The sequence below is a fragment of the Paraburkholderia sp. genome (genome assembly GCF_024281035.1).
Taxonomy (GTDB): Bacteria; Pseudomonadota; Gammaproteobacteria; order Burkholderiales; family Burkholderiaceae; genus Paraburkholderia.
On record NZ_JAMXLH010000069.1, the window covers coordinates 32,260 to 56,932 of the forward strand.

The following is a 24,673-nucleotide window of genomic DNA, read 5'->3' on the forward strand; positions in this document are numbered from 1 at the left end:
GCGCGCTCAGGGCAACGCGAACCTCGCTGCGCCGCGCTCGCGCGCTTCAAGCGTCGAAACGGACCAGCGCCGCGGCGTCAATGCCTCGACCATCGTGAGCCGGCCTTGCGCGATGAACGCGCCGGTGTCGATGAACATCTGCGAGCCGATCTGCTGCACGTCGCGCACGGGCGTATGCCCGCAGTACGTGAGCGAGAGTGCGCGCTTCGGCGGCTTGACCATGCCGAGCACGAGTTCGCGGCCCCACAGCATCCGCTCGCGCACGGCATCGTCGATGCGGCCCGCGTCGAGGTCGTCGTCGTTGCCGAAGAATTCCGCGTGCAGCACATTGAACCGCGCATCGCCCACGCCGACCACGCGCACGAGCGGCAACTGGCGCAGCCGCTGCGCATGGCGCACGAGTTCGCCTTCGGGCAGGCCCTCGGCCCAGGTGCCGCCAATGCCGTACCAGCGGTAGCGCGGCAGGCGGCCTTCGGCGACGGCGCACATCGCATCCTCGTGATTGCCGAGCACCGGGAAGAACCACGGCTTGCCGATGAGGCCGAGCGCCTCCTCGCACTGGTCGCCGCGATCGACGAGGTCGCCCACCGAAAAGAGCCGGTCGCGCGCGGCGTCGAACTGCGCGTCGCGCAACAGATAGCGCAGCGCATCGACGCAGCCGTGCAGGTCGCCGATCACAAAATCGCGGCCTTCACGATTGCTCGCGTGGTGCTGCACGACGGGAACGGAAGCGTGTGTCATGTGATCATCATAGTCCCGCTCATAACACCCGTATGCGCGACGTCCCGCGCTTGCCGCCCACGCATGCGCCACACATCGCTGCACGCCTTTACTGCACGCCCTTACTGCACGCCCTTACTGCGCGCCCTTACTGCGCGCCCTTACTGCGCGCCTTTACTGCGCGCCTTTACTGCGCGCCCTTACTGCGGGATCGCGCGCAGCACGCCGACCTGGGCCGCCGTGATCGCCGCGCGCGGATTGCCGAACTGTTGCGTCACGTAGTTCGAAATCGCGGCGATCTGCTCGTTGGTGAGTTCGCTGCCGAAGGCGGGCATCAGCACATCCACGCTCTTCGTCGTGCGCGTGACGCCGTGCAGGATGACCATCGCCAGGTTGTCCGCATTTGCCGCGCCCGTCACGCTGTTATGGATCAGCGACGGATACGCGCCCGGCGCGCTTGCACCGACGCCCGCACCCGTCCAGTGGTGACAGCTCGCGCAGTTCGCGACGAAGAGCTGCGCCCCGTTCGCGGTCATAAGCGGTGTGCCGCGCAGCGCCGTCACATCGTTGACGGCGGGCTGGCCCCACGTGTCGCGCGAACGCGTCACGCCGCCGGAGATAGGCTGTTGCGCGCTCAGGAACGTCACGATCGAATGCGCGTCTTCTTCGGTGAGAAATTGCGTCGAGTTCTGCACGACTTCGGCCATCGGGCCTGCGGCGTTCGCGTGACCATTGGCGGCCCCGGTCAGGAGATACGCGGCAAGCGCGCCAACAGGCCAGGTGCCGATGCCGCCCATGCGGTCGGGCGTGATGTTGTACGCCTGCCAGCCCGCCTGCACCGCACCCGAAAAGCGGTCGCGCCGCTTCAAACCCTGCATGAAGTTGCGCGGCGTGTGGCACTCCTCGCAATGCGCGAGCCCCCGGACGAGATACGCACCGCGGTTGTATTCGGCGCTCCTCTTCGGGTCGGGCACGAAGCGCCCTTCGTTGAAGTTGAAAAGATTCCAGAAGATCATCAGCCAGCGCTGATTGAACGGAAAGCGCAGTTCGTTGGGCGGCGGCCTGTAGTGGACCGGCGCGACGGTGTTCAGGTACGCGCGGATCGCAAGCACGTCCCGCTCGGTCACGCGCGTGAACTCGGCGTACGGAAACGCCGGATACAGCCGCTCGCCGCTTTTACCGATGCCTTCGTGCATCGCGCGCAGGAAGTCGGTGTTGGACCACCGGCCGATGCCCGTATCCGGATCGGGCGTGATGTTCGGCGAGTAGATCTTGCCGAAGGGCGTCTGGATCGCAAGGCCGCCAGCGAGCGGGCGGCTCTTGTCGGACGTGTGGCACGCGATGCAATCGCCGAGGCGCGTCAGATATTCGCCGCGCTTCACGAGGTCGGGGGTGTCCGCAGCCCCCGCAGCGCCGGCCGCCGCCGCTGTGCCTGGCTGACCGCCCGGCGCCTTGCCGAGCGCGGCGGTCAGCGGCGCTTCGTCGATGAAGCGCGACGGCCCGTCATGCGACGCGTGCCACGCGATGTAAAGCGCGAACGCGCAGAAAACCGTGGCTGCGAGCGCGGCATGCGTGCTGCGCCTGCGGATCGTGGGCACGGGCCCAGGTCTGGGCCTCGGCAACCCGGTATGCGCGGACTGGAACGCTCGTTCGATCATCGTCATTCTCCGGTCGCTGAGCATCACAGTTCGCGCCGCAGCTTGTCGGCAAGTTTCAGCGACAGCGCGGCAAGCGTCAGCGTGCAGTTCACCGATGCCGCGCCCGGCATCACCGCACTGCTCGCGATAAACAGGTTCGCATGGTCGTGGGTGCGGCAGTCGGCGTCGACAACCGAATCGGCCGCGCTCGTCCCCATGATCGTCGTGCCCATGATGTGGTTGTTCGGCGCGAAGTTATCGTCGAATGCGATTTCGGTGCCGCCCAACAGTTCGGCGATCTGCGCATACAGCGCGTGCGTGTGCGCCGCGCTCTTTTTCACGTAGTCGTTGATCGAGTAGTAGATCTCGGGCTGCGGGATGCCGAGCGCGTCCTTGTGCTCGCCCGAAGGCAGCACGCGGTTCTGCGGCTCGGGCAGATGCTCGTGGAAGCTGTTGATCGCGAGTCTGCGCGATGCGCGCTCGCGGATCTGGCGGTCGAGTTCGGCGCCGGTCAGGCCGCTCTTGATGAGCGCCGCCGTCACCGCCATCGTGTTCACGCCGTTCGACAGATGCAGCTTTTTCGATGCGTAGTCGGAGCGGAACGCGCCGTCGCGGAAGTTCACGACCGAGGTCATTTCCATCGGGCCGCGTCCGGGCCATAACGGTTCGTTGGCGAGAAACGTGACGCCCGTGCCCGGATGATCCATCAGATTGCGCCCCACCTGATCGGAACTGTTGCCGATGCCGTGCGCAAACCGCTCGCTCGTCGACATCAGCATGAGCTTGGGCGTTTCGATGCCGTTCGCGGCGAGCACGAAGAGCTTGCCCGACACGCGCGTGCTGTTGCCGTTTGGATCCTTGTAGTGAACCGCCGTAATGAGCCCTTTGTTGTCGGCCTCGATGCGATAGACCACCGCTTGCGCGATGAGCTTCGCGCCCGCGCGCTCCGCCTTGTCGGCATGGATCACGCCGCTGTACATCGCGGCGATCGGGCAGATCGGCATGCAGTTGTTGTTGCCGCAGCAAGTGGGACGCTCATCGTAGGGTCGGCTGTTGCGCGCAACCGGTTCGGGCACGACGTGAAAACCGTTGGCGTTGAGCACGTCGGAAAAGCGCTGGTCCATGTACGAGAGCGGCAGCATGCTCATCGGATAGGGCTGCGAGCGCGGCGAGCCGAGATCGTACGGCGCGCCGGGTCCCGAGACACCCAGTTCGACCTCGGCAAGCTGATACCACGGCTCCAGCTGTTCGTAGGGATACGGCCAGTCGCGGCCCACGCCGTACAGCGTCTTCAAACGAAAGTCCGAGGGCAGCAGACGCCATGCTGCGGCAGCCCAGTGCCACGTCGTACCGCCCACGAGCCGCAGATATTGCGAGTTGTAGGGGTACTCGCCCTTCTGGATCAGGTAGTCGTTCGGTGGCGAATACTCGGGATGCGGCGCGTAGGGCACCGAGGGATACGGTGTCGCGAAGTCGGCTTTCGCGGGCGAATTACGGAAGTTCTCGACGATCTGCCAGCGCGCGAGCCGCGGGCCCGCTTCGAGCAGCAGCACCGAAGCGCCGGCCTCGGCCAACCGATGCGCGACCAGACTGCCCGCCACGCCCGAACCGACCACGACCACGTCGGCAGAATGCTGTATTGGCATCGTCGTCCTCTTTTTTCAGGCTCTCATTGTGCGGACTGCGTTTTGCGCCAGAACGCGGCGCGCGCCGCCGTGCGAGAAGCTGCGCGCGCCGCAACACCACAACGCCCGCGTCTAGCCGCCGTCGGGCTTGCGAGTCCAATAGAACGGCACGTCGCGGCAATACGATGGAATCGTCAGCACGTCGCTGACCGGATCGAACATCAGCGCCTTTTCGTAAGCCACCACCTGAACATGCGGCAATTCGCCGACTAGGCCGAGATACCACGCGCGCATGATGTCGCCGACCGTCGCCGCGAGTTCGGGCCGTTCACCCTGGAGCGCTGCCGTCACGGTATCGGACGGCACGCCGCCATGGCTCCCGATCCACGTATTGAGCGCAGTCACGTTCTGCGCGAACTGGCTGCTCGCGCCAGCAAGCGCCGCGTAGACGCGCTGCGCGAGCAGCTTGTCGAAGCTCGTGCGTCCGGTGAGGTGCTGCGAGAGGACGATAAAGGCGTCGTAGCCGCCGTCGCCGGGCTGCGCCGCGAACACGCGGTCGATGCCGAATGGCCAGCCGCCGCGGCCTGCCATCGTGAAAGCAAGTGCCGCGGCAGCAGCGCAGGCGCCGGTCACGAACTGCCGGCGGCCGGGCCGTAAGCCCGAAGGTTGAGGTGTCCCGTCCTGCGTCACATCTGTCATGGGTACTCCCGATGAGTTTCGTGGCGATACGGATGCAGCGGACGAATACGAATACTGCAGCAAATATTGCAGCTGAATGCAGTGCAATGTAGACGAGATTTGCAATCGTGTCGCGCGACGTGCGCGATGTGCACGACGTGCGCGCCTCACAGGCGAGCATGGCGGCGATGACTCGCCGCGCAAGCAATATAGCCCTTGCCGGCTTCATTAGACAAATCGCCGGGCGCGCATCCCGCATCGCATCGATTCGCGGGATGCAACGGGTAAAATTGCGCCCATTTACACACACCCGACCCGCACACCCAGGCCCGCAAAGGACATCGATACCGCATGAACCTCTATCCGCAGGTGCTTCGCAACCGCCCGCACTTGATGCTGGGTCTCGCCGCCGGCGTCGTGGCCGGCCTCCTGTCTCCCGTTTCGCTCTCGCTTTCGGCGCGCGCGCTGCTCGGCTGGGACGCCGCGGTGTGGGTCTATCTCGTGCTCATCTGGTTTCACATGGCTTTCGCAACCGACGACGACGTGCGCCATCACGCGCAGCGCGAAGACGAGAACGCGGTTGCGGTGCTGTTCGTGATCTGCGTGGCAACCGTCGCGAGCATTTTCGCCATCGTGCTGGAACTGGGCACGACCAAGGATCTCGGCACTGCATCGAAGCTGCTGCATTCGGCCATCACCGGCCTCACGCTGATCGGCGCGTGGTTCCTGATCCCGACCATCTTCACGCTGCATTACGCGCGCATCTACTACGGCTCCGACCAGAATGCGCCTGTCCTCATGTTCCCCGACGAAAACTTTCAACCCAACTACTGGGACTTTCTGTATTTCGCCTTTACGATCGCCGCTGCATCGCAGACCGCCGATATCAGCGTGCGCGGGCGCAGCGCCCGGCGCGGCGTTCTCGCGCAATCCATCCTCTCGTTCTATTTCAACGTCGCCGTACTCGGCCTGTGCGTGAACATCGTCGCAAGCATGGTCGGCGGCTGAGCGTTCGCGCATACCCATCTTCACAGCTTTCGCTGCGTCTTCAGGCATGGCCCTTGCTCGCCTCGCGAGCAAGGCGTCCGGCGTACTTCGTGGTTTGGCTCCGGCCGTCTTCTGCACTACATTGAACTAGACGCGCCGCGGCGAGCGCAGCGCGGCACGCTCCGGCACCCTCCGGGCAACGTGATCGCAGCAGGCGGCATCCACGTTGTCCGACGTATCTGGAAGACGACCGATGGAACCTCCCCACGCCTATGCGCCGCGGATCTATTTCGTCCATTCCGTCCATGTCGGGCCACTCGACGCATGGCCTGCGCTGTTCGCGCACGCCGCCTCGCTCGGCTTCGATCATGTGCTGATCGGCGCGCTGTTCGCGCCCGGCCTTTCCGGCGACGGCCGCATCGTCGCCGATCATGCGCGCCTGCATCCTGACTTCGGAACGTCACAATCGGCCGACGTTGCGCTGCGCACGCTCGCGCAAGCCGCACGCGAGCGCAACATCACGCTGCTCGCCGATCTCACGCTCGACCGCACCGCCGCCGATGGCACGCTCTACGCGGCACATCACGAGTGGTTTCATCCGTTCGAGCCCGAAGACGCGCGGCTCGACCCGCGCCACGGCCACAGCGACGCCAATGTCGCCTACGCCGACTTCGCCCGCGCAGGCGCGCCGCTCGCTGCGTGGTGGGCGCAGCGCGTGATCGAACTCGTGCAGGCCGGCATTGGCGGATTTCGCATCGACTCGCCGCATTGCACGCCGCGAGACGTACTGCGCGGCATCTTCGACACCGTGCGCCAACGCCATCCCGACACACGCTGGCTTGCCGCCACACCAGGACTCGCGCGTCCCGCCATCGCCCAGCTCGAAGGCGTGGGGTTCGACGCCGCCTTCACGTCGCTGCGCTGGTGGGACTACGCGGCGAGCTGGATGGTGGAGGAACACGACGTGCTGCGGCACGTCGGCTCGCCTGTGGCGTTTCCCGAAGCCCCGTATGGCACGCGTTACGTGCACGACCAGGAAGGCGCTGCCGATGCGCGCGCAATCGAGCGGGCATACCGGCGCATGTTGCGCGCGGCGGCGGCGCTCGGCACGGGCTGGCTCGTGCCGATGGGCTTCGAATACGGCGTGAGCGAAATCGTCGAGCATGCGGGCGGCAGCGCAGCGGACTGGGAGACAGCCAAGGCGCGCGCGCCGTTCGATCTGTCCGCCGACATCGCCCACGCGAACGCCTTGCAGCGCGAGACGTGGACCTTGCAGACCAACGGCGAGTTGCGTGCGCTGAACGGCCCCGGTGCGCCGGTCGCTGCCCTGCTGCGCGGCGACCGCGCGGACCTGCGCGACGCCGAAGATGCCGTGCTCACGCTCATCAACCCCGCGCTCGCCGCGCCCGTGCGCGTGGACATGGCGCGCCTGCTCGACGGCGTGCCCGGCGGCTTCACGCGCTTTGCACCGCTCGATGCCGAAACGTTGCGCGGCGCACGCGCCGCCGCGCCGCGCGATGCAAGCGCGGTGCCCGACACCTTCACGCTGCCCGCGGGCGCGTGCTGGATGTTGCGCGCGCTTGCGGCCCCCATCGTCGAGCTTGCGCCGCCTGAAGATGTTGCGAAGACGCGCACGAGCGGTCACAAGAGCGTGATCGAAGCGCTCAGTGCGCCGCGCATCGCCATCGAAAGCGTGACGCCTTCTGTCGATGAAGGCCGCTTCGTGGCGAAGCGCACCGTGGGCGAGCGCGTCGAAGTGCGTGCGGCGATCTTCGCCGACGGCCACGACCATATCGACGCCGCGGTTCTGTGGCGCGCCGCCGACGAAACCGCATGGCACGAGTCGCCGATGACACCCGTGCCGCCTGCGGGCACCGACCTGTGGAGCGGACACTTTCCGCTGGATCGCATCGGCCGCCACGAATTCGTCGTGATCGCATGGCGCGACGACTTTGCTTCGCTCGTCGAACACGTGCAGAAGAAACGCGCGGCAAATCAGAGCGTCGATCTGGAGATGGAGGAAGCGAGCCGTCTGCTCGCGCTATTGCTCGCGACCGCCGAAACGTCCGACGCGCCCGATGCTCACGACGCGCCAACCGCACCCAACGCAACGGGCAGCGAACCGGGCGGCGAACACGCCGCCGTAGTGGCCGCGCTCGATGCAATCGCGCGGCGCTTTGTCGGCGCGGATACGGATACGCGCTGCGCCCTGCTCGCGGCCCCGGCGACGGCGGCGGCGGTTCGCGCCGCGCATCATCGCCCGTTCCTCTCGCGCGACACGCGCGTACGCCGCGTGGATGCCGAACGCCGCGCCGCACGCTTTGCAAGCTGGTACGAAATCTTCCCGCGCTCGATGAGCGACGACGAATCGCGCCACGGCGCTTTCGACGACGTGATTGCGAAGCTGCCGCGCATTCGCGACATGGGCTTCGACGTGCTGTATTTCCCGCCGATCCATCCGATCGGCGTGACCAACCGCAAGGGGCGCAACAATGCACTCACGGCGCAGCCGGGCGACGTGGGCAGCCCGTATGCGATCGGCGCGGCGGAAGGCGGACATACGGCGATTCACCCGCAGCTCGGCACGCTCGAAGATTTCATGCGCATGCTGGCCGCCGCGCATGAGCACGGGCTCGAAATCGCACTCGATTTCGCGATTCAGTGCTCGCCCGATCACCCGTGGCTGAAGGCCCATCCGGGCTGGTTCGCCTGGCGTCCCGACGGCACGCTGCGTTTTGCCGAGAATCCGCCGAAGAAGTACCAGGATATCGTCAACCCCGACTTCTACGCGCACGATTCGAAGCCCGGCCTGTGGCTCGCGCTGCGCGACGCGATTCTGTTCTGGGTGGACGCGGGCGTGCGCATTTTCCGCGTCGACAACCCGCATACGAAGCCGCTGCCGTTCTGGGAATGGATGATCGCCGACGTGCGCGCGCGGCATCCCGACGTGATCTTTCTTTCCGAAGCCTTCACGCGGCCGCGCCTGATGTACCGGCTCGCGAAACTCGGTTTCTCGCAGTCGTACACGTATTTCACGTGGCGCGAGTCGAAGCGCGATTTCACGGATTACCTGACCGAACTCACGCAGACTGCCGTGCGCGACTTCTACCGGCCGAACTTCTTCGTCAACACGCCGGATATCTATCCGCGCCATCTGCAAACCAGCACGCGGGCGAGTTTCATGATTCGCGCGGCGCTCGCCTCGACGCTTTCCGGTTTGTGGGGCGTCTATTGCGGCTTCGAACTCTGCGAGGGGCACGCGCTGCCCAACAGCGAAGAATATCTGGACTCCGAGAAATATCAGCTTCGCGCATGGGACTGGAACCGCCACGGCAGCATCGTCGCCGAAATCACCGCGCTGAACCGCATCCGGCGCGCGAATCCGGCGCTGCAAACCCATCTCGGCGTCACGTTCCTCGACGCGCGCAACGATCAGGTCCTCTGCTTCGAGAAGGCCACGCCGGTGCGCGACAACGTCGTCGTCGTCGCGATCAGCCTCGACCCGTATGGCGAGCAGCGCGCCGACTTCGAACTCTCGTGGCACACGTTCCAGCACTGGCGGATCGACGACGGCGCGGCGCTCGCCGTCACCGACGAACTCACGGGCCAGCGCTTCGAATGGCACGGCCGCCGGCAGCACGCGCACCTCGAAGCGCACGTGCGGCCCTTCGCGATCTGGCGCATCGAGCCCTTGCGCGGACTGCCGCGCGATGAGCCGCCAGCCGAAGCCGAAGGCGCGCCCGTAGAACACGTCAAGGGCCACCCCGAACTCGATGCGGATTTCCCGCCCGGAGGCGCGACGTGAAACGCGAACGCCCCGCTCACGAGCCGTCCGCCCACGAAGCGGCACGCGAAGCCACGCACGACAGCACGGCGCTGGAAGCGCGCGAGGCGAGCACCGCGGCGCAGCGGCGCGGCAAGCCCTCGCCGCTCCCCGACGATCCGCACTGGTACAAGGATGCGGTCATCTACCAGGTGCACGTGAAGTCGTTCTACGACGGCAACAACGACGGCGTCGGCGATTTTCCGGGCCTGCTCGCCAAGCTTGACTACATCGCGGGGCTCGGCGTCACAGCGGTCTGGCTGCTGCCGTTCTATCCGTCACCGCGTCGCGACGACGGCTACGACATCGCCGACTACCGCAACGTGCACCCCGATTACGGCCAGCTCGCCGACGTGCGCCGCTTCATTCAGGAAGCGCACGCGCGCGGCCTGCGCGTGATTACCGAACTCGTCATCAATCACACTTCGGATCAGCATCCGTGGTTCCAGCGTGCGCGCCGCGCCCGGCCCGGCTCGAATCACCGCAACTACTACGTGTGGTCCGACACGGACACGAAATACGCCAACACACGCATCATCTTCATCGACTCGGAACCGTCGAACTGGGCCCACGATCCCGTCGCGGGCGCGTATTACTGGCATCGCTTCTACTCGCACCAGCCGGATCTGAACTTCGACAATCCCGCCGTGCTGCGCGAAGTGCTGCAGGTCATGCGCTTCTGGCTCGACATGGGCATCGACGGGCTGCGCCTCGACGCCGTGCCGTATCTGGTCGAACGCGAAGGCACCAACAACGAAAACCTGCCCGAGACGCATGCGATCCTCAAGCAGATTCGCGCCACCATCGACGCGCACTACCCGAACCGCATGCTGCTCGCCGAAGCGAACCAGTGGCCCGAGGACGTGCAGGAATATTTCGGCCGCGAAGACGAATGCCACATGGCGTTCCACTTCCCGCTGATGCCGCGCCTGTATATGGCGATCGCAAGCGAAGACCGCTTTCCGATCATCGACATCATGAAACAGACGCCGGATCTGCCGCCCAGTTGCCAGTGGGCGATCTTCCTGCGCAATCACGACGAACTCACGCTGGAGATGGTCACCGATTCCGAGCGCGACTATCTCTGGAACACCTATGCGAGCGACCGGCGTGCGCGCCTGAACCTCGGCATTCGCCGCCGCCTTGCGCCGCTCATGGAGCGCGACCGCCGCCGCATCGAACTCATCAATTCGCTGCTGCTTTCGATGCCGGGCACACCCGTCATCTACTACGGCGACGAACTCGGCATGGGCGACAACATTCACCTCGGCGACCGCGACGGCGTGCGCACGCCGATGCAATGGTCGTCGGACCGCAACGGCGGCTTCTCGCGCGCCGATCCCGAGCAACTGGTGCTGCCGCCGCTCATGGGCTCGCTCTACGGCTACGACGCGATCAACGTCGAAGCGCAGAACCGCGATCCGCATTCGCTGCTCAACTGGACGCGCCGCATGCTCGCCACGCGCCGCGCGAAGCAGACGTTCGGACGCGGCACGATCCGCTTTCTGCGGCCGGCAAACCGCAAGATCCTCGCGTACCTGCGCGAAATGGTGGAAAAAGCGCCGGACAAAACGCCCAGCGAAGCGCCGATCCTGTGCGTCGCGAACCTGTCGCGCGCGCCGCAGGCCGTCGAACTCGACCTCTCCGAATTCGCCGGAACGTCGCCGATCGAGATGACGGCCGATTCGGTGTTTCCGCCCATCGGGCAGTTGCCGTATCTGCTCACGTTGCCGCCCTACGGCTTCCTGTGGTTCCTGCTGTGCCCGGGCAATCAGCGCCCGGCCTGGAGCCAGCCCGCCTCCGAGCAATTGCCCGAGTTCGTGACCGTCGTGATCCGCGAAGGGCAGGTGGGCGCCACGCCCGAAAACGTGCGGTTGCTCGAATCGGAAGTGCTGCCCTCGTGGCTGTCGCGGCGGCGCTGGTTCGCGTCGAAGGACCGTGCGCTCAGGCGCGTGCGGCTCGCTGCGCTCACAACGATCCAGGGCGGCGGCTTCGCGTTTACCGAAATCGAAGCCGAGCTCTCCGATGGTTCGAGCGAGCGTTACGTCCTCCCCATCGCGATCGCCTGGGGCGCGGAGATCACGACGCCGCTGCATATCCAGCTTGCGCTTTCGCGCGTGCGGCGCGGGCGCAATATCGGCTACCTCACCGATGCATTCGCGCTGCCGTGGTTCACCTACGGCGTGCTGCGCAAGCTGCGCGAACACGCGGCAGTGCCCACCGTCCAGCAGAGCGTGATCCACTTCCGGCCCACGGAGCGCTTCGACGCCATCGACCTCGGCGAAGCACCGGAAATCCGCTGGCTCGCGGCGGAGCAGAGCAACAGCTCGCTCGTGATCGCCGAGACGCTCGTGCTCAAGCTCGTGCGCAGGCTCATGCCGGGCGTCCATCCCGAAGTGGAAATGAGCCGCTATCTGACGAAGCTCGGCTACGCGAATACGGCGCCGCTCTTCGGCGAAGTCGTGCGCGTCGATCCCGAGGGCGTTCCGCACACGCTCGCGATCCTGCAGGGCTTCATCGACAACCAGGGCAATGCGTGGGACTGGGCGCTCGACTATCTGCGGCGCACCGTCGACGAACTCGCGCTCGCCGCCGATGACGGCGCCGCCGATCAGGCCCACGAAGAAGAAGCGATACAGGGCTATTGCACGGTGATCGGCGTGATCGGCAAACGGCTCGGCGAGCTGCATGCGGCGCTCGCCACGCCGACCGAAGATTCCGCATTTGCGCCGGTTCAGGCCACGCACGACGACGTGCGCAAGTGGGTCGCCGAAACGAAAACCATGCTGACCGCCGCGCTCGACATCCTCGCGCGGCAGACATCGGGCGAGCAGCACACGCTCGACGACGACGCGCACGAACTCGCGCTCGGCCTCGTCGCGCACCGCGATGCGCTGGTCGCAGCGATCGGACACCGCGTGCCGCTCGACGCGACGGCATGGCGTATCCGTATTCATGGCGATTTCCATCTGGGCCAGGTGCTGCTCGCGCAGGGCGACGCCTATCTGATCGACTTCGAAGGCGAGCCCGCACGTCCGCTCGCGCAGCGCCGCGCGAAGACGTGCCCGCTACGCGACGTGGCGGGTCTGTTGCGCTCGCTCTCGTATGCGGGGGCCGCCGCACAGTCGTCGACCGAAAGCGCTCCCCAGCAGACCGCCGATCGCAAGCGCGCGCTATTCGAGCGTTTTCGCGTCTACGCCGCCGATGCTTTCCTCAGCCACTATCGCGCCGCCGTGGCCGACATGCCGCACGCGCTCGTGAGCGCCGCGCACGAACAGGAACTGCTCGACCTGTTCCTGATCGAGAAGGCCGCCTACGAGATCCGCTACGAAGCGGCCAACCGGCCGACGTGGCTCGCGCTGCCGGTGCGCGGACTCGCGGCCATCGCCGCCCGCGTGCTGGCCACCACGGGCGCCACGGGTGCGGCGGGCACGACCGAACCCACGGGCGCGCCCCCGGCGGGAGGCGCTCATGGCTGAACGCGCACCGAACGCGGGCCTCGCGCAACAGGACATCGACGCGCTCGTCGCCGCGCGGCATGCCGATCCGTTCGCGCTGCTCGGGCCGCACGTGGTCGACGGCGCGCCCTATGTGCGCGCGTGGCTGCCCAACGCGGCGAGCGTGCAGGTCGTGGCGCGCGACCGCGCGCACGTGATCGGCGAACTCACCCGCATTCATCCCGCGGGACTCTTTGCGGGGCCGCTGGCCGAGGTGGTGCCGTACCGGCTCGACATCGACTGGCAAGGTGTCACGCAGGAAGTCGAGGACCCCTATTCGTTCGGCCCGCAGCTCTCCGAAGACGCATTGCGCCGACTAGCAAACGGCGATCCGTATGCCGTGCTCGAATGCCTCGGCGCGCAGCCGCTCGTCTGCGACGGCGTGCCCGGCGCGCGCTTCGCCGTATGGGCGCCGAACGCACGGCGCGTCTCCGTCGTGGGCGACTTCAATGCGTGGGACGGCCGCCGCCATCCGATGCGGCTGCGTCACGAAGCGGGCGTGTGGGAACTGTTCATTCCACGCGTGGCCGCCGGTGCGCGCTACAAGTACGAGATCCTCGGCGCGCGCGGCGACGTGCTGCCGCTGAAGGCCGACCCCTGCGCCCTGCAGACCGAAAGTCCACCGTCCACGGCGTCCATCGTCGCGCCCGTCGAAGCACTCGATCACTATGCATGGCGCGACCGCGAGTGGTTGCGCACGCGCGGCGAAAAGCAGAACGCGCGCAGCGCCATCGCCGTGTACGAGGTTCACGCGCCCTCGTGGCTGCCAACCCAGGGCGAAGACGCGCCCGCCCCCAACTGGTCCGCGCTCGCCGATCGCCTGATCCCCTACGCACAGGGCATGGGCTTCACGCACATCGAGCTGATGCCGGTGGCCGAGCATCCGTTCGGCGGCTCTTGGGGCTATCAGCCGCTCGCGCAGTTCGCGCCGACCGCGCGGCTCGGTTCGCCGCTCGACTTCGCGGCCTTCGTCGACCGCGCGCACGAAGCGGGGCTCGGCGTGATCCTCGACTGGGTGCCCGCGCATTTTCCGAACGACGCGCACGGCCTGATCGATTTCGACGGCACCGCGCTCTACGAACACTCCGATCCGCGCGAGGGCTATCACCCCGACTGGAACACGATGATCTACAACCTCGGCCGCCGCGAGGTCAGCGCGTTCCTGATCGCGTCGGCGCTCGCGTGGCTGCTGCGCTATCACGTCGACGCGCTGCGCGTGGACGCCGTCGCGTCCATGCTCTACCGCGACTACTCGCGCGGCGCGGGCGAATGGGTGCCGAATGTCTACGGCGGCCGCGAGAACCTCGAAGCGATTGCCTTCCTCAAGCGCCTGAATCACGAAACGCAGTACGTGCCGCAACGCCCCGGCGTGATCACGATCGCGGAAGAGTCGACCGCCTGGCCCGGCGTCACCGCGCGCCCCGAGGACGGCGGCCTCGGCTTCCAGTTCAAATGGAACATGGGCTGGATGCACGACACGCTGCACTACATGCACGAAGACCCGATTCACCGGCGCTACCACCATCACGAGATGACCTTCGCGCTCGTCTACGCGTGGTCCGAGCATTTCGTGCTGCCGCTGTCGCACGACGAGGTGGTGCACGGCAAGGGCTCGCTGATCGGCAAGATGCCCGGCGACCGCTGGCAGCGCTTTGCGAACCTGCGTGCGTACTTCGGCTTCATGTGGGCGCATCCGGGCAAGAAGCTGCTCTTCATGGGCGGCGAGTTCGCGCAGTGGGCCGAGTTCGATCACGACGGCACGCCGCAGTGGGAACTGCTCGACGACCCGCTGCATCGCGGCGTGCAAAAGCTCGTGCGCGACCTCAACCGGCTCTATGGCGCCGAACCCGCGCTCTATGCACTCGACGCCGAGCCGGGCGGCTTCGAATGGCTCGTCGGGGACGACCACGACAACAGCGTGCTGGCATGGCGCCGTGTGGACGGCTCGGGCCGCGAGATCGTCGCCGTCTGCAACTTCACCCCGGTGCCGCGCCACGGCTACCGCATCGGCATGCCGCAGCCCGGCCAGTGGGAGGAAGTGCTGAACACCGACGCCGCCTGGTACGGCGGCTCGAACATGGGCAACGGCGGCGTCGTCTGGACGCAACCCGTGGCGAGTCACGGCAAGCCACAGTCGGCGGCGCTCGTGCTGCCGCCGCTCGGCACGCTGTACTTCCGCCTGGTCCGGTAGCGACAGCAAACACGAGCGACAGCGGTCGCTTGTAACGTCAGGATTACGATGCAACACGAAGAACAAGACGAGGAGCATCGACATGGCTAACGGCGCGCCCGAGCGCCTCCTGCCGGGCATGCCCTGGCCGCTCGGCGCATCGTGGGACGGGCTCGGCACCAATTTCGCCGTGTTTTCCGCGAACGCCTGGCGCATCGAGTTGTGTCTCTTCGATCGCACCGGGCGCAAGGAACGCATGCGCTACACGCTGCCCGAATGCACCGATGAAATCTGGCACGGCTATCTGCCAGGCGCGCATCCGGGCACCGTGTACGGCTTTCGCGCGCACGGGCCGTATCAGCCGCATCAGGGCCATCGCTTCAACCCGCACAAGCTGCTGCTCGACCCATACGCGCGGCGGCTCGTCGGCCAGTTCCGCTGGTCCGACACGCTGTTCGGCTATCGCGTCCACTCCAACCGCGCGGACCTCTCGATCGAACGTCGCGATTCGGCTCCGGCCATGCCCAAGGCGATGGTGGTCGCGGACACCTTCGACTGGACCCGCGACGTGCGCCCCAACGTGCCGTGGGGCAAGACTGTGATCTACGAAATGCATCTGCGCGGTATCTCGATCGAGCGCCACGACTTGCGCGCGCACACGCGCGGCACCTTCGCCGGACTCGCCACGCCGCACTTCATCGAGCATCTGCACAAGCTCGGCGTCACCACCGTCGAACTGCTGCCCGTGCATGCCTTCATGCACGAGCGCTTTCTGGTCGAGCGCGGCCTGCGCAACTACTGGGGCTACAACACGGCCGCGTTCTTCGCGCCGGAGCCCGCGTACCTCGGCGGCTACGACCCCGACATGATGCGCATCGCCGTGCGCCAGCTTCACGCGGCGGGTATCGAGGTGATTCTCGACGTCGTCTACAACCACACCTGCGAAGGCGGCGAAACGGGTCCCACGATTTCGTGGCGCGGGCTCGACAACGCCAGCTACTACCGCGTCGTGCCAGGCGACGAGCGCCACTTCATCAACGACACCGGCGTCGGCAACACGCTGAATCTCTCGCACCCGCGCGTGCTGCAGATGGTGACCGATTCGCTGCGCTACTGGGCCACGTCGTATCGCATCGACGGCTTTCGCTTCGACCTCGGCGTCGCGCTCGGACGCGAGGCCACCGGCTTCGATCCGAACAGCGGCTTTTTCGACGTGCTGCGCCAGGATCCGGCGCTCGCACCGTGCAAGATGATTTCCGAGCCGTGGGACGTGGGGCCGGGCGGGTATCAACTGGGCCAGCATCCGCCCGGCTTCTCCGAATGGAACGACCGCTTTCGCGACAGCGTGCGCCGCTACTGGCGCGGCGACCGCGGGCAGCGCCCCGAGCTTGCCGCGCGGCTCGCCGGGTCGGCGGATCTGTTCGACAAACGCAGACGGCGGCCGTGGGCGTCGATCAATTTCATCACGTCGCACGACGGCTACACGCTCACCGACGTGGTCTCCTACAACCGCAAACATAACGAAGCCAACGGCGAAGACAATCGCGACGGCCACAACGAGAACTGGAGCGAGAACTGGGGCATCGAAGGCCCGGCAATCGATCCGGCGATCATCGACACGCGCGCACGCGTGGCACGCTCGATGCTTGCGACGCTCTTCGTCGCACTCGGCACGCCGATGATGGTGGCGGGCGATGAAGCCTGCCGCACGCAGCGCGGCAACAACAACGCGTACTGCCAGGACAACGAACTTTCGTGGGTGGACTGGACGCTTGCCGAATCACCGCAGGGCGAAGCGATGACGGCGTTCGCCGCGCGCGCCATCGCACTGCGCCGGGATCACCCGTTGCTGCGTGAAACGCACTTTCTGTTCGGCGAGCGCGAAGTGCTGCCCGACGCGCTGCCCGACGTCCACGATATCGACTGGTTCGACGAGCACGGCGAGCGGCTTTCGACCGAAGCGTGGCAGGACCCGGAAGCGCGCGCGTTCGCACTGCGCCGCGCGGGCCCAGGCCTCGACGGCGAAATGGAAGTATTGTTGATCATGCTGAATGCCTCGCCCGGCGCGATCACGTTTTCGGCACCGATGCCGCGCATGCAGTGGGAGGTGCTGCTGGACAGCGCGCAGCCCGCCGCCGCGCCGTTCGTGCTGCCGGGCGGCACGTTCGAGGTGGCCGCACGCGCGATCGCGGTACTGTGTGCACAGCCCCTGCGCAAACCCGCACCAGCGGCCGAACCTGCGCACGACGACGCACCGCTGCCGCCCGATCCGAGGACCCCGCCCGTCCCGGGCGCCGCCGCCCCGGGACGATAGTCACAGGAATTCGCCATGCCTTCGCCCACGCCTGATCCGCATGCACGCCGCTACATGCATTGCCTGCCGTTCGGCGCGCAGTTGATCGGCGCAACGCGCGCCCAGCCGCACACGCGCTTTCGCGTCTGGGCGCCGTCGTGCAGCGCCGTGCAAATCGTGTTCGAGGCTGCGCCCGACGGCAGCACGCCCCAATCGCCCCAATCGCCCCTCTCACCGCTCGACATGACATCGGCCGGTAACGGCTGGTTCGAGGCGCAGGCGCCGTGCGGTCCCGGCACGCGCTATCGCTACCGTATCGACGGCCGGCAGGCGGTGCCCGATCCGGCCTCGCGCTACCAGCCGGAAGGCGTGCATGGTCCGAGCGCCGTGCTCGATCCGCGCGCCTACGCATGGCAGCACGCGCACTGGATGGGGCGGCCGTGGGAAGAAACGGTGATCTACGAACTGCACGTGGGGGCGCTCGGCGGCTATCGCGCCGTGACGGCGCGCCTGCCCGCGCTCGCCGAACTCGGCGTCACGGCCATCGAACTGATGCCGCTAAACGACTATTCCGGCGAGCGCGGCTGGGGTTACGACGGCGTGCTGCCCTACGCGCCGCACGCGGCCTACGGCGCGCCCGACGAACTGAAGGCGCTCGTCGACACCGCGCACGGCCTCGGCCTGCAGGTTTTCATCGACGTCGTCTACAACCACTTCGGCCCGGACGGTAACCGGCTCGGCGAATACGCGAAGCCGTTCTTCCGCGAAGGCGTGAAGACGCCGTGGGGCGAGGCGCTCGACTTCGACCGTTTCGAAGTGCGCGACTTCTTCTGCGACAACGCGCTGTACTGGCTCACCGAATATCGCTTCGACGGCCTGCGCATCGACGCCGCGCACGCCATCGGCAACACGCCCTGGCTGCGCGAGCTGTCCGATCACGTGCACGCGCGCGTCGAGACTGGCCGTCACGTCCATCTCGTGCTGGAGAACGAGCACAACGCGTCGAATCTGCTGGAGGCGCACTTCGACGCGCAATGGAACGACGACGCCCATCACGCGCTGCACGTCCTCCTGACCGGAGAAAACGAGGGCTACTATCGCGCGTTCGCCGCGCATCCGGTCCGCCAGCTCGCGCGCGTGCTCGCCGAAGGCTTCGCATATCAGGGCGAAGCGTCGCCGCTGCACGGCGGCCAGCCGCGCGGCGAACCGAGCGCGCATCTGCCGCCCACCGCATTCGTGATGTTCCTGCAGAACCACGACCAGATCGGCAACCGGGCATTCGGCGAGCGGCTGCGCACGCTGTGCGACGACGACGCATTGCGCGCCGCCACGGCGCTCTACCTGCTCACGCCGCAAATTCCGCTGCTCTTCATGGACGAGGAGTACGGCTCGACGCAACCGTTCCAGTACTTCACGGCCTACACGGGCGATCTCGCCGATGCGGTGCGCGAAGGACGCCGTCGCGAGTTCGCGGCTTTCAGCGCGTTCACCGATCCCGCGCGGCGCGAGCGCATCCCCGATCCCAACGATGCCGCGACGTTCGCGAACTCGTCGCCGCCGCTCGACACGCGCCTCGACGGCGAACGGTGCGAATGGATGCACTTCTACAAATCGGCGCTGGCCGTGCGCGCGCATCTGCTGATGCCGCGCCTGCGCCATGCGAGCGCGCTCGGCGCCACCGTGCTCGCCGATGAAGCGGGCAAGGATCTCGCCGCGCTCGTCGCGCACTGGCGTCTCGACGACGGCGCGATCCTCGCGCTCGCGCTCAATCTCGGCCACGACGACGTGCCGCTCAATCACGCGCCCGACGGCATGGTGGTGTTCGAAACGCCGCCACGCGCGCGCGATCGCATCGACAACGGCGTGCTGCCCGCGCGATCGTGCCTCGCCTGGCTGACCGGCGACGTGCCCGACTACGCGATCCATCACGACGCGCGCATCGTCCATCAAGAGGAGCCGCGTGCATGAGCACCGCGCGCCGCACGGAAACGCTCGAAAGTCTCGCGACGCAAGCGGGCTTCGAGGTGGAATGGGCCGACGCGCACGACGAGTTGCAGCGCGTGCCGGACAGTACGCTCGCGGCGCTGCTCGAATGCGCGGGCCTGCCGTGCGGCAGCGCCGCGCAACTGCGCCAGAGCGCGGCGGCGCTCAACGCCGAGCAGTCCGCACGCCGCCTGCCGCCGCTCATCACCGCCGAGTTCGACCGCGTCATTGCACTGCCCGTTTCGGCGGTGCGCGCGGGCAGCCACTACCGCATCGACCTCGAAAGCGGCGAACACATCGAGGGGCGCTTCACGGCGCCGAAAGGCGCGAGCGCGCTGCTCGCACCGCTGAGCGAACCGGGCTATCACACGCTCACGATCAACGATCGCCAACTGACGCTCGCCGTCGCGCCGCCGCATTGCCACACCGTCGCCGATGCATGGCTCGCCATGCATGACGGGCGCGCGAGCGCGCCCGCGCTCTGGGGCGTCGCGGCGCAACTGTACGGACTGCGCCGCAAGGGCGACGGCGGCATCGGCGATTACACCGCGCTCGCGACCCTGGCCGTCCATAGCGCGAAGCACGGCGCGCAGGCACTCGCCATCAGCCCCACGCATGCGATGTTCAGCGCGCTGCCGGATCATTTCAGCCCGTACGCGCCTTCATCGCGGCTCTGGCTCAATGTCGCGCATATTGATCCGGCCGCGATGTTCGGCGCGCAGGCCGCCCGCGAAGCGAGCGCCGCCGTCCACGCCGACGCCGCCTGGAACGAACTCGAAGCGCTGCCGCTCATCGACTGGAAGCACGCCGTGCCGCTCAAGCTGCAAGTGCTGCGCGCACTGTTCGAGCGCTTCGACAAGGATGAACGCGCAAGCGGCTCGCCGCGCGCGGCCGCGTTCGTTGCGTTCTGCGCGGACGGCGGCGAGTCGCTCGAAGATCACGCGCGCTTCGAAGCGCTGCACGCGGTCATGCCGAACACGCCGGACGACGCGGGTCACGGGCACGACTGGCGCACCTGGCCTGCGGGCCTGCGCGATCCGCGCAGCGCCGAAGTCGCGGCCTTTGCCGCCGAACACCGCGACGAAGTGGATTTCCACCGCTTCCTGCAATGGCTCGCCGCCGATGGCCTCACGCGTGCGCGGCAAGGCGCACGCGAAGCGGGCATGGCGATCGGCCTCATCGCCGATCTCGCCGTGGGTTGCGACGGCGCGGGCAGCCATGCGTGGTCGCAGCCGCTGGACATGCTGCCGCGCGTTTCCGTTGGCGCGCCGCCCGATCTCTTCAATCAGGCCGGTCAAAGCTGGGGCCTCACCACGTTCTCGCCGCGCGCGATGCGCAACAACGGCTTTCGCGCGTTTATCGCCATGCTGCGCGCCGCATTCGCGCACGCGGGCGGCGTGCGCATCGACCATATCCTCGGCCTGCGCCGCCTGTGGCTCGTGCCCGAAGGCGAAAGCGCGAAGCACGGCGCGTATCTGCGCTATCCGTTCGAGGATCTCCTGCGGCTCATCGCGCTCGAATCGTGGCGGCATCGCGCGATCGTGATCGGCGAAGATCTCGGCACCGTGCCGCCCGGCCTGCGCGAACGGCTCGCGTCGCACGCGCTCTACGGCATCCGCGTGCTCTGGTTCGAGCGCAAAGGCCGCGCCTTTCTCGCGCCGCGAAGCTGGGACACGCGCGGCATGGCGACGACGACCACCCACGATCTGCCGACCGTCGCGGGCTGGTGGCACGGCCTCGACATCGACTGGCGCAACCGCATCGGCCAAACGCTGCCACGCAAGGACGGGCGCGACCCGGTCGAGCTCGAACACGCCGAGCGCGCCGCCGACCGTGCCGCGCTGTGGCAGGCGCTGCAGAAAAGCGGCTACGCGCCGTGCGACGCCGCGAAAGCAGCACCGGACGGCACGTTACCGGACCGCGCGCTGCCGGACTCCGCGTTGCCGGACTCCGCATTGCCGGACTCCGCATTGCCGGACTCTGCGTTACCGGACTCCGCGCTGCCAGACCCCGCGTTGCCGGACTCCACGTTGCCCGACTCCGCACCCGTGGAAGGCGCACTCGGCTACGTCGCGTCGAGCGCGAGCCCGCTCATGATGTGTCCGCTCGAAGATCTGCTCGCGCTCGAGAATCAGCCGAATCTGCCGGGCTCGATCGACGAACACCCGAACTGGCGTCAGCGCCTGCCGCTCGGCGTCGATGCGCTCTACGCCGATCCGGCGTTCGCGGCGCGTGTCGAAACCGTCGTGCGTGCGCGCGAAGCCGCGACAGCGGCAGCGGCCACAGCAGACGCGGCGGACGATTCATCCGAACCCGGCGCGCAAGCGGCGCCGCCCACCGGGCCGACGCCATGACCATCCCACGCGCGACGATCCGCCTGCAATTGAATCGCGACTTCACGTTCGCCGACGCGCTCGCGCAGATCGACTATTTCACGGCGCTCGGCGTGAGCCATCTCTACACGTCGCCGGTCACGACGGCGCAGCCCGGATCGACGCACGGCTACGACGTCGCCGATTACGGCACGGTCAGCGCGGAACTCGGCGGCGAAGCGGGCCTGCGCAGGCTCGCCGCGAAGCTGCGCGAGCGCGGCATGGGCATCATCGTCGATATCGTGCCGAACCACATGGGCGTGGGCGGCGGACACAACGCCTGGTGGCGCGACATCCTCGAATGGGGCCGCCACAGCGCGTACGCGCGGCACTTCGACGTGGACTGGCACTCGCCCGACCCCGCGCTGCGCGGCAAGGTGCTGATGCCGTTTCTCGGCGGGCAATATGGCGAAGAACTCGCGGCGGGCCGCATCGAACTGAAGTTCGACGCGAGCGACGCGCGCTTCGTCGTCACGTATGGGCCGCATGTGTGTCCGGTCTGCCCGGCCGACTATGCGGCACTGCTGCAATTGGCGAACCACGCCGAACTCGATGCGCTCGCGGCGTCGTTCCAGGGACTGACGACGCAGCCCGACGACCAGCCGCGCGCCGCGGCCGCCCGCGATGCGCTGCGCGCCTTTGTCGACCGCAACGGCACGGACGCAATCGACGCCGTGTGTGCGGCCCACGCGGGCACGGACCCGGCCGGGCGCGACCGGCTGCACCGGCTGCTGGAGCGCCAGCACTACCGGCTCGCGTGGTGGCGCACCGCCACCGACGAAGTGAACTGGCGGCGCTTCGTCGATGTGAGCGCGCTCGCGGGCGTGCGCGTCGAGCGGCACGACGTGTTCGAGGCGGTGCACAAGCTCGTGTTCCGCCTCTACGCGGACGGCGTGATCGACGGAGTGCGCGTCGATCACATCGACGGTCTCGCCGATCCGCGCGAATACTGCGAGCGTCTGCGTCAACGGCTCGTGCCGTTGCGCGCGGCAGTGCCGTATATCGTCGTCGAGAAAGTGCTCGCGCATGGCGAAACCCTGCGCGACGACTGGCGCGTGCACGGCACGACGGGCTATGACTTCATGGATGACGTGGGCGCCCTGCTGCACGATCCGGCGGGCGCGGCACCGCTCGCGCAAACGTGGGCCGCGATAGCGGGAACGTCCGCGCCCTTCGCGCTCGTTCAGTTCGATGCGCGGCGCGAAGTGCTGGCCGCGTATCTCGCCGCCGAACTCGACCACGCGACGCGCGCGCTGCATCGCATCGCACGCGAGCAGACGGTCACGCGCGACTTCACTTACGCGAGCCTGCATCGCGCCGTTGCGCAGCTTGCGATGCACTTCCCCGTGTATCGCATCTATCCGGTGAACGGGATGCGTGGGCCGCTCGACAACGGCTACTTCGACACGGCGCTCGCCGCCGCGCGGCAGGCGTTGCCGCGCGCGAACCGCGCCGCGCTGGAGCAGATCGCTGCCTGGCTCGGCGGCCGCTCTCCCGATGCCGCTACACCCGCAGCGAACGGCAAGCCGCCACGCACGGCCAAGATCGCGCAGAACAGCGCACAGATCGCTGCGCAGAACGCGCAGAACGTGTCTAACGTGCCGCTGAGCCACGCGCTCATCGTGCAGCGCACGGCGCTCGCGCTCTTCTCGCAGCTCACCGCGCCGCTCGCGGCCAAGGCCACCGAAGACACCGCTTTCTACCGCTATGGCCGGCTGCTGTCGCGCAACGAAGTGGGCTCGGATCCCGATAATTTCTCGCGCAGCGTCGAGGACTTTCACGCCGCGAATAAACGGCGCGAGCGGCATGCGCCGTACAGCCTGCTCGCCACGGCGACGCATGATCACAAACGCGGCGAAGACCTGCGCGCACGCCTCGCCGTCTTGAGCGAATGGCCCGACGAGTGGAGCGCAACGCTGCGCACATGGTCGACGTTGAACCAGCCTCACCGCCGCAACGACACCACGGGCAATGCGGACTGGGCGCCGGGGGCCGCGGCGGAGGCGATGCTCTATCAGATGCTCGTGGGCTGCTGGCCGCCCGATCTCGATCCCGGCGACGAAGCGGGCGTGCGCGCGCTCGCCGAACGCGTGGCGCAGTGGCAGCGCAAAGCACTGCGCGAAGCCAAGCTGCGCACGAACTGGCTGTCACCCAATGAGACATACGAATCCGATTGCCAGGCATTTCTGTTCGATATCCTGGCGCCGCAGCGGCGCGACGGCTTCCTGAACGCGCTCGCCGAATTCGTGGCGCGCATCGCGCCCGCAGGCGCGCTTAACGCACTTCTGCAGACCACGCTGCGGCTCACATCGCCTGGCGTGCCCGATCTGTATCAGGGCACCGAACTGTGGGATTTCAGTCTCGTCGATCCGGACAACCGGCGGCCCGTCGATTTCGCGGCGCGTGCGGCGGCGCTCGACGGCGCGCCGCCAGCGGCGAAACTTTCGCACTGGCGCGACGCGCGGGTGAAACTTGCGATCGTCCAGCGGCTGCTGGCGCTGCGCGCGCTCGCACCGGAACTGTTGCGCGAGGGCGGCTATGTGCCGCTTGAAGTGCACGGGGCGCTGGCGCCACACGTCATCGCGTTCGCGCGCAAACGCGACGATGCCTGCGCGGTCATCGTCGGCACACGGCTGGCGGCGCGGCTGCTCGACGGGGATATGCCGCTCGTCGCGGCGCAGGATTGGCGCGATACCGCGATCGCTATACCGAAGGACTGTGCCGCGCCGCTTTGGCACGACTGGTTAAGCGATACGCAAATAAGCGCTACGAAAAGAAGCGACGCGGAAAAAACCGCGCAAGGAGAAAGCACGCTGTATCTGCGCGACGTGCTTCAGGCCATGCCAGTGGCAGTCCTGTCCAACCTCGCGCCCGTGCACTCGTGATGC

The 24,673-nt window shown here is 67.4% G+C and carries 12 protein-coding genes; 8 read left to right on the forward strand and 4 right to left on the reverse strand.

What is annotated here, in order from left to right; translation table 11 throughout:
• Window positions 1-6: 6 nt before the first annotated feature.
• The 4 genes from Q0L30_RS22850 to Q0L30_RS22865 form a co-directional block, all read right to left on the reverse strand.
• Window positions 7-741, reverse strand: a complete 735-nt coding sequence (locus tag Q0L30_RS22850; protein WP_296661930.1) for a metallophosphoesterase — start codon at window positions 739-741, stop codon at window positions 7-9.
• 179 nt (window positions 742-920) lie between these two features.
• A complete protein-coding gene (locus tag Q0L30_RS22855; RefSeq protein ID WP_296661931.1) occupies window positions 921-2,378 on the reverse strand; it encodes a cytochrome c in 1,458 nt (485 codons plus the stop codon).
• A gap of 23 nt (window positions 2,379-2,401) precedes the next feature.
• Window positions 2,402-4,003: a GMC family oxidoreductase gene (locus Q0L30_RS22860; protein ID WP_296661932.1), complete on the reverse strand. Its 1,602-nt coding sequence runs from the start codon at window positions 4,001-4,003 to the stop codon at window positions 2,402-2,404.
• A 111-nt stretch (window positions 4,004-4,114) separates the two neighbouring features.
• Window positions 4,115-4,681 carry a sugar dehydrogenase complex small subunit gene (locus Q0L30_RS22865; protein ID WP_296661933.1) on the reverse strand — a complete coding sequence of 189 codons (567 nt, stop codon included), beginning with the start codon at window positions 4,679-4,681 and terminating at the stop codon, window positions 4,115-4,117.
• A 330-nt stretch (window positions 4,682-5,011) separates the two neighbouring features.
• Between Q0L30_RS22865 and Q0L30_RS22870 the strand changes: the two genes are divergently transcribed.
• The 8 genes from Q0L30_RS22870 to treY all read left to right on the forward strand — a co-directional run bounded on the left by Q0L30_RS22870 (window position 5,012) and on the right by treY (window position 24,670).
• Window positions 5,012-5,668 (forward strand): DUF1345 domain-containing protein, encoded by a 657-nt coding sequence (locus tag Q0L30_RS22870; protein WP_296661934.1) that lies wholly within the window; start codon window positions 5,012-5,014, stop codon window positions 5,666-5,668.
• A 232-nt stretch (window positions 5,669-5,900) separates the two neighbouring features.
• A complete protein-coding gene (locus Q0L30_RS22875) occupies window positions 5,901-9,452 on the forward strand; it encodes a maltotransferase domain-containing protein (protein ID WP_296661935.1) in 3,552 nt (1,183 codons plus the stop codon).
• The gene (gene treS / locus Q0L30_RS22880) at window positions 9,449-12,949 is read left to right on the forward strand and encodes a maltose alpha-D-glucosyltransferase (protein ID WP_296661936.1); all 3,501 of its coding nucleotides are present in this window, start codon (window positions 9,449-9,451) and stop codon (window positions 12,947-12,949) included. Before Q0L30_RS22875 ends, treS begins: the two co-directional genes overlap by 4 nt.
• Window positions 12,942-15,158, forward strand: a complete 2,217-nt coding sequence (gene glgB / locus Q0L30_RS22885) for a 1,4-alpha-glucan branching protein GlgB (RefSeq protein ID WP_296661937.1) — start codon at window positions 12,942-12,944, stop codon at window positions 15,156-15,158. The genes treS and glgB overlap by 8 nt, the downstream gene beginning before the upstream one ends.
• Before the next feature lie 82 nt (window positions 15,159-15,240).
• On the forward strand, window positions 15,241-17,451 hold the full coding sequence (glgX, locus tag Q0L30_RS22890; protein WP_296661938.1) for a glycogen debranching protein GlgX: 2,211 nt from the start codon (window positions 15,241-15,243) through the stop codon (window positions 17,449-17,451).
• 15 nt (window positions 17,452-17,466) lie between these two features.
• The gene (treZ, locus tag Q0L30_RS22895; RefSeq protein ID WP_296661939.1) at window positions 17,467-19,398 is read left to right on the forward strand and encodes a malto-oligosyltrehalose trehalohydrolase; all 1,932 of its coding nucleotides are present in this window, start codon (window positions 17,467-17,469) and stop codon (window positions 19,396-19,398) included.
• The gene (malQ, locus tag Q0L30_RS22900) at window positions 19,395-21,767 is read left to right on the forward strand and encodes a 4-alpha-glucanotransferase (protein WP_296661940.1); all 2,373 of its coding nucleotides are present in this window, start codon (window positions 19,395-19,397) and stop codon (window positions 21,765-21,767) included. The genes treZ and malQ overlap by 4 nt, the downstream gene beginning before the upstream one ends.
• Window positions 21,764-24,670 (forward strand): malto-oligosyltrehalose synthase, encoded by a 2,907-nt coding sequence (gene treY, locus Q0L30_RS22905; RefSeq protein ID WP_296661941.1) that lies wholly within the window; start codon window positions 21,764-21,766, stop codon window positions 24,668-24,670. Before malQ ends, treY begins: the two co-directional genes overlap by 4 nt.
• Window positions 24,671-24,673 lie beyond the last annotated feature (3 nt).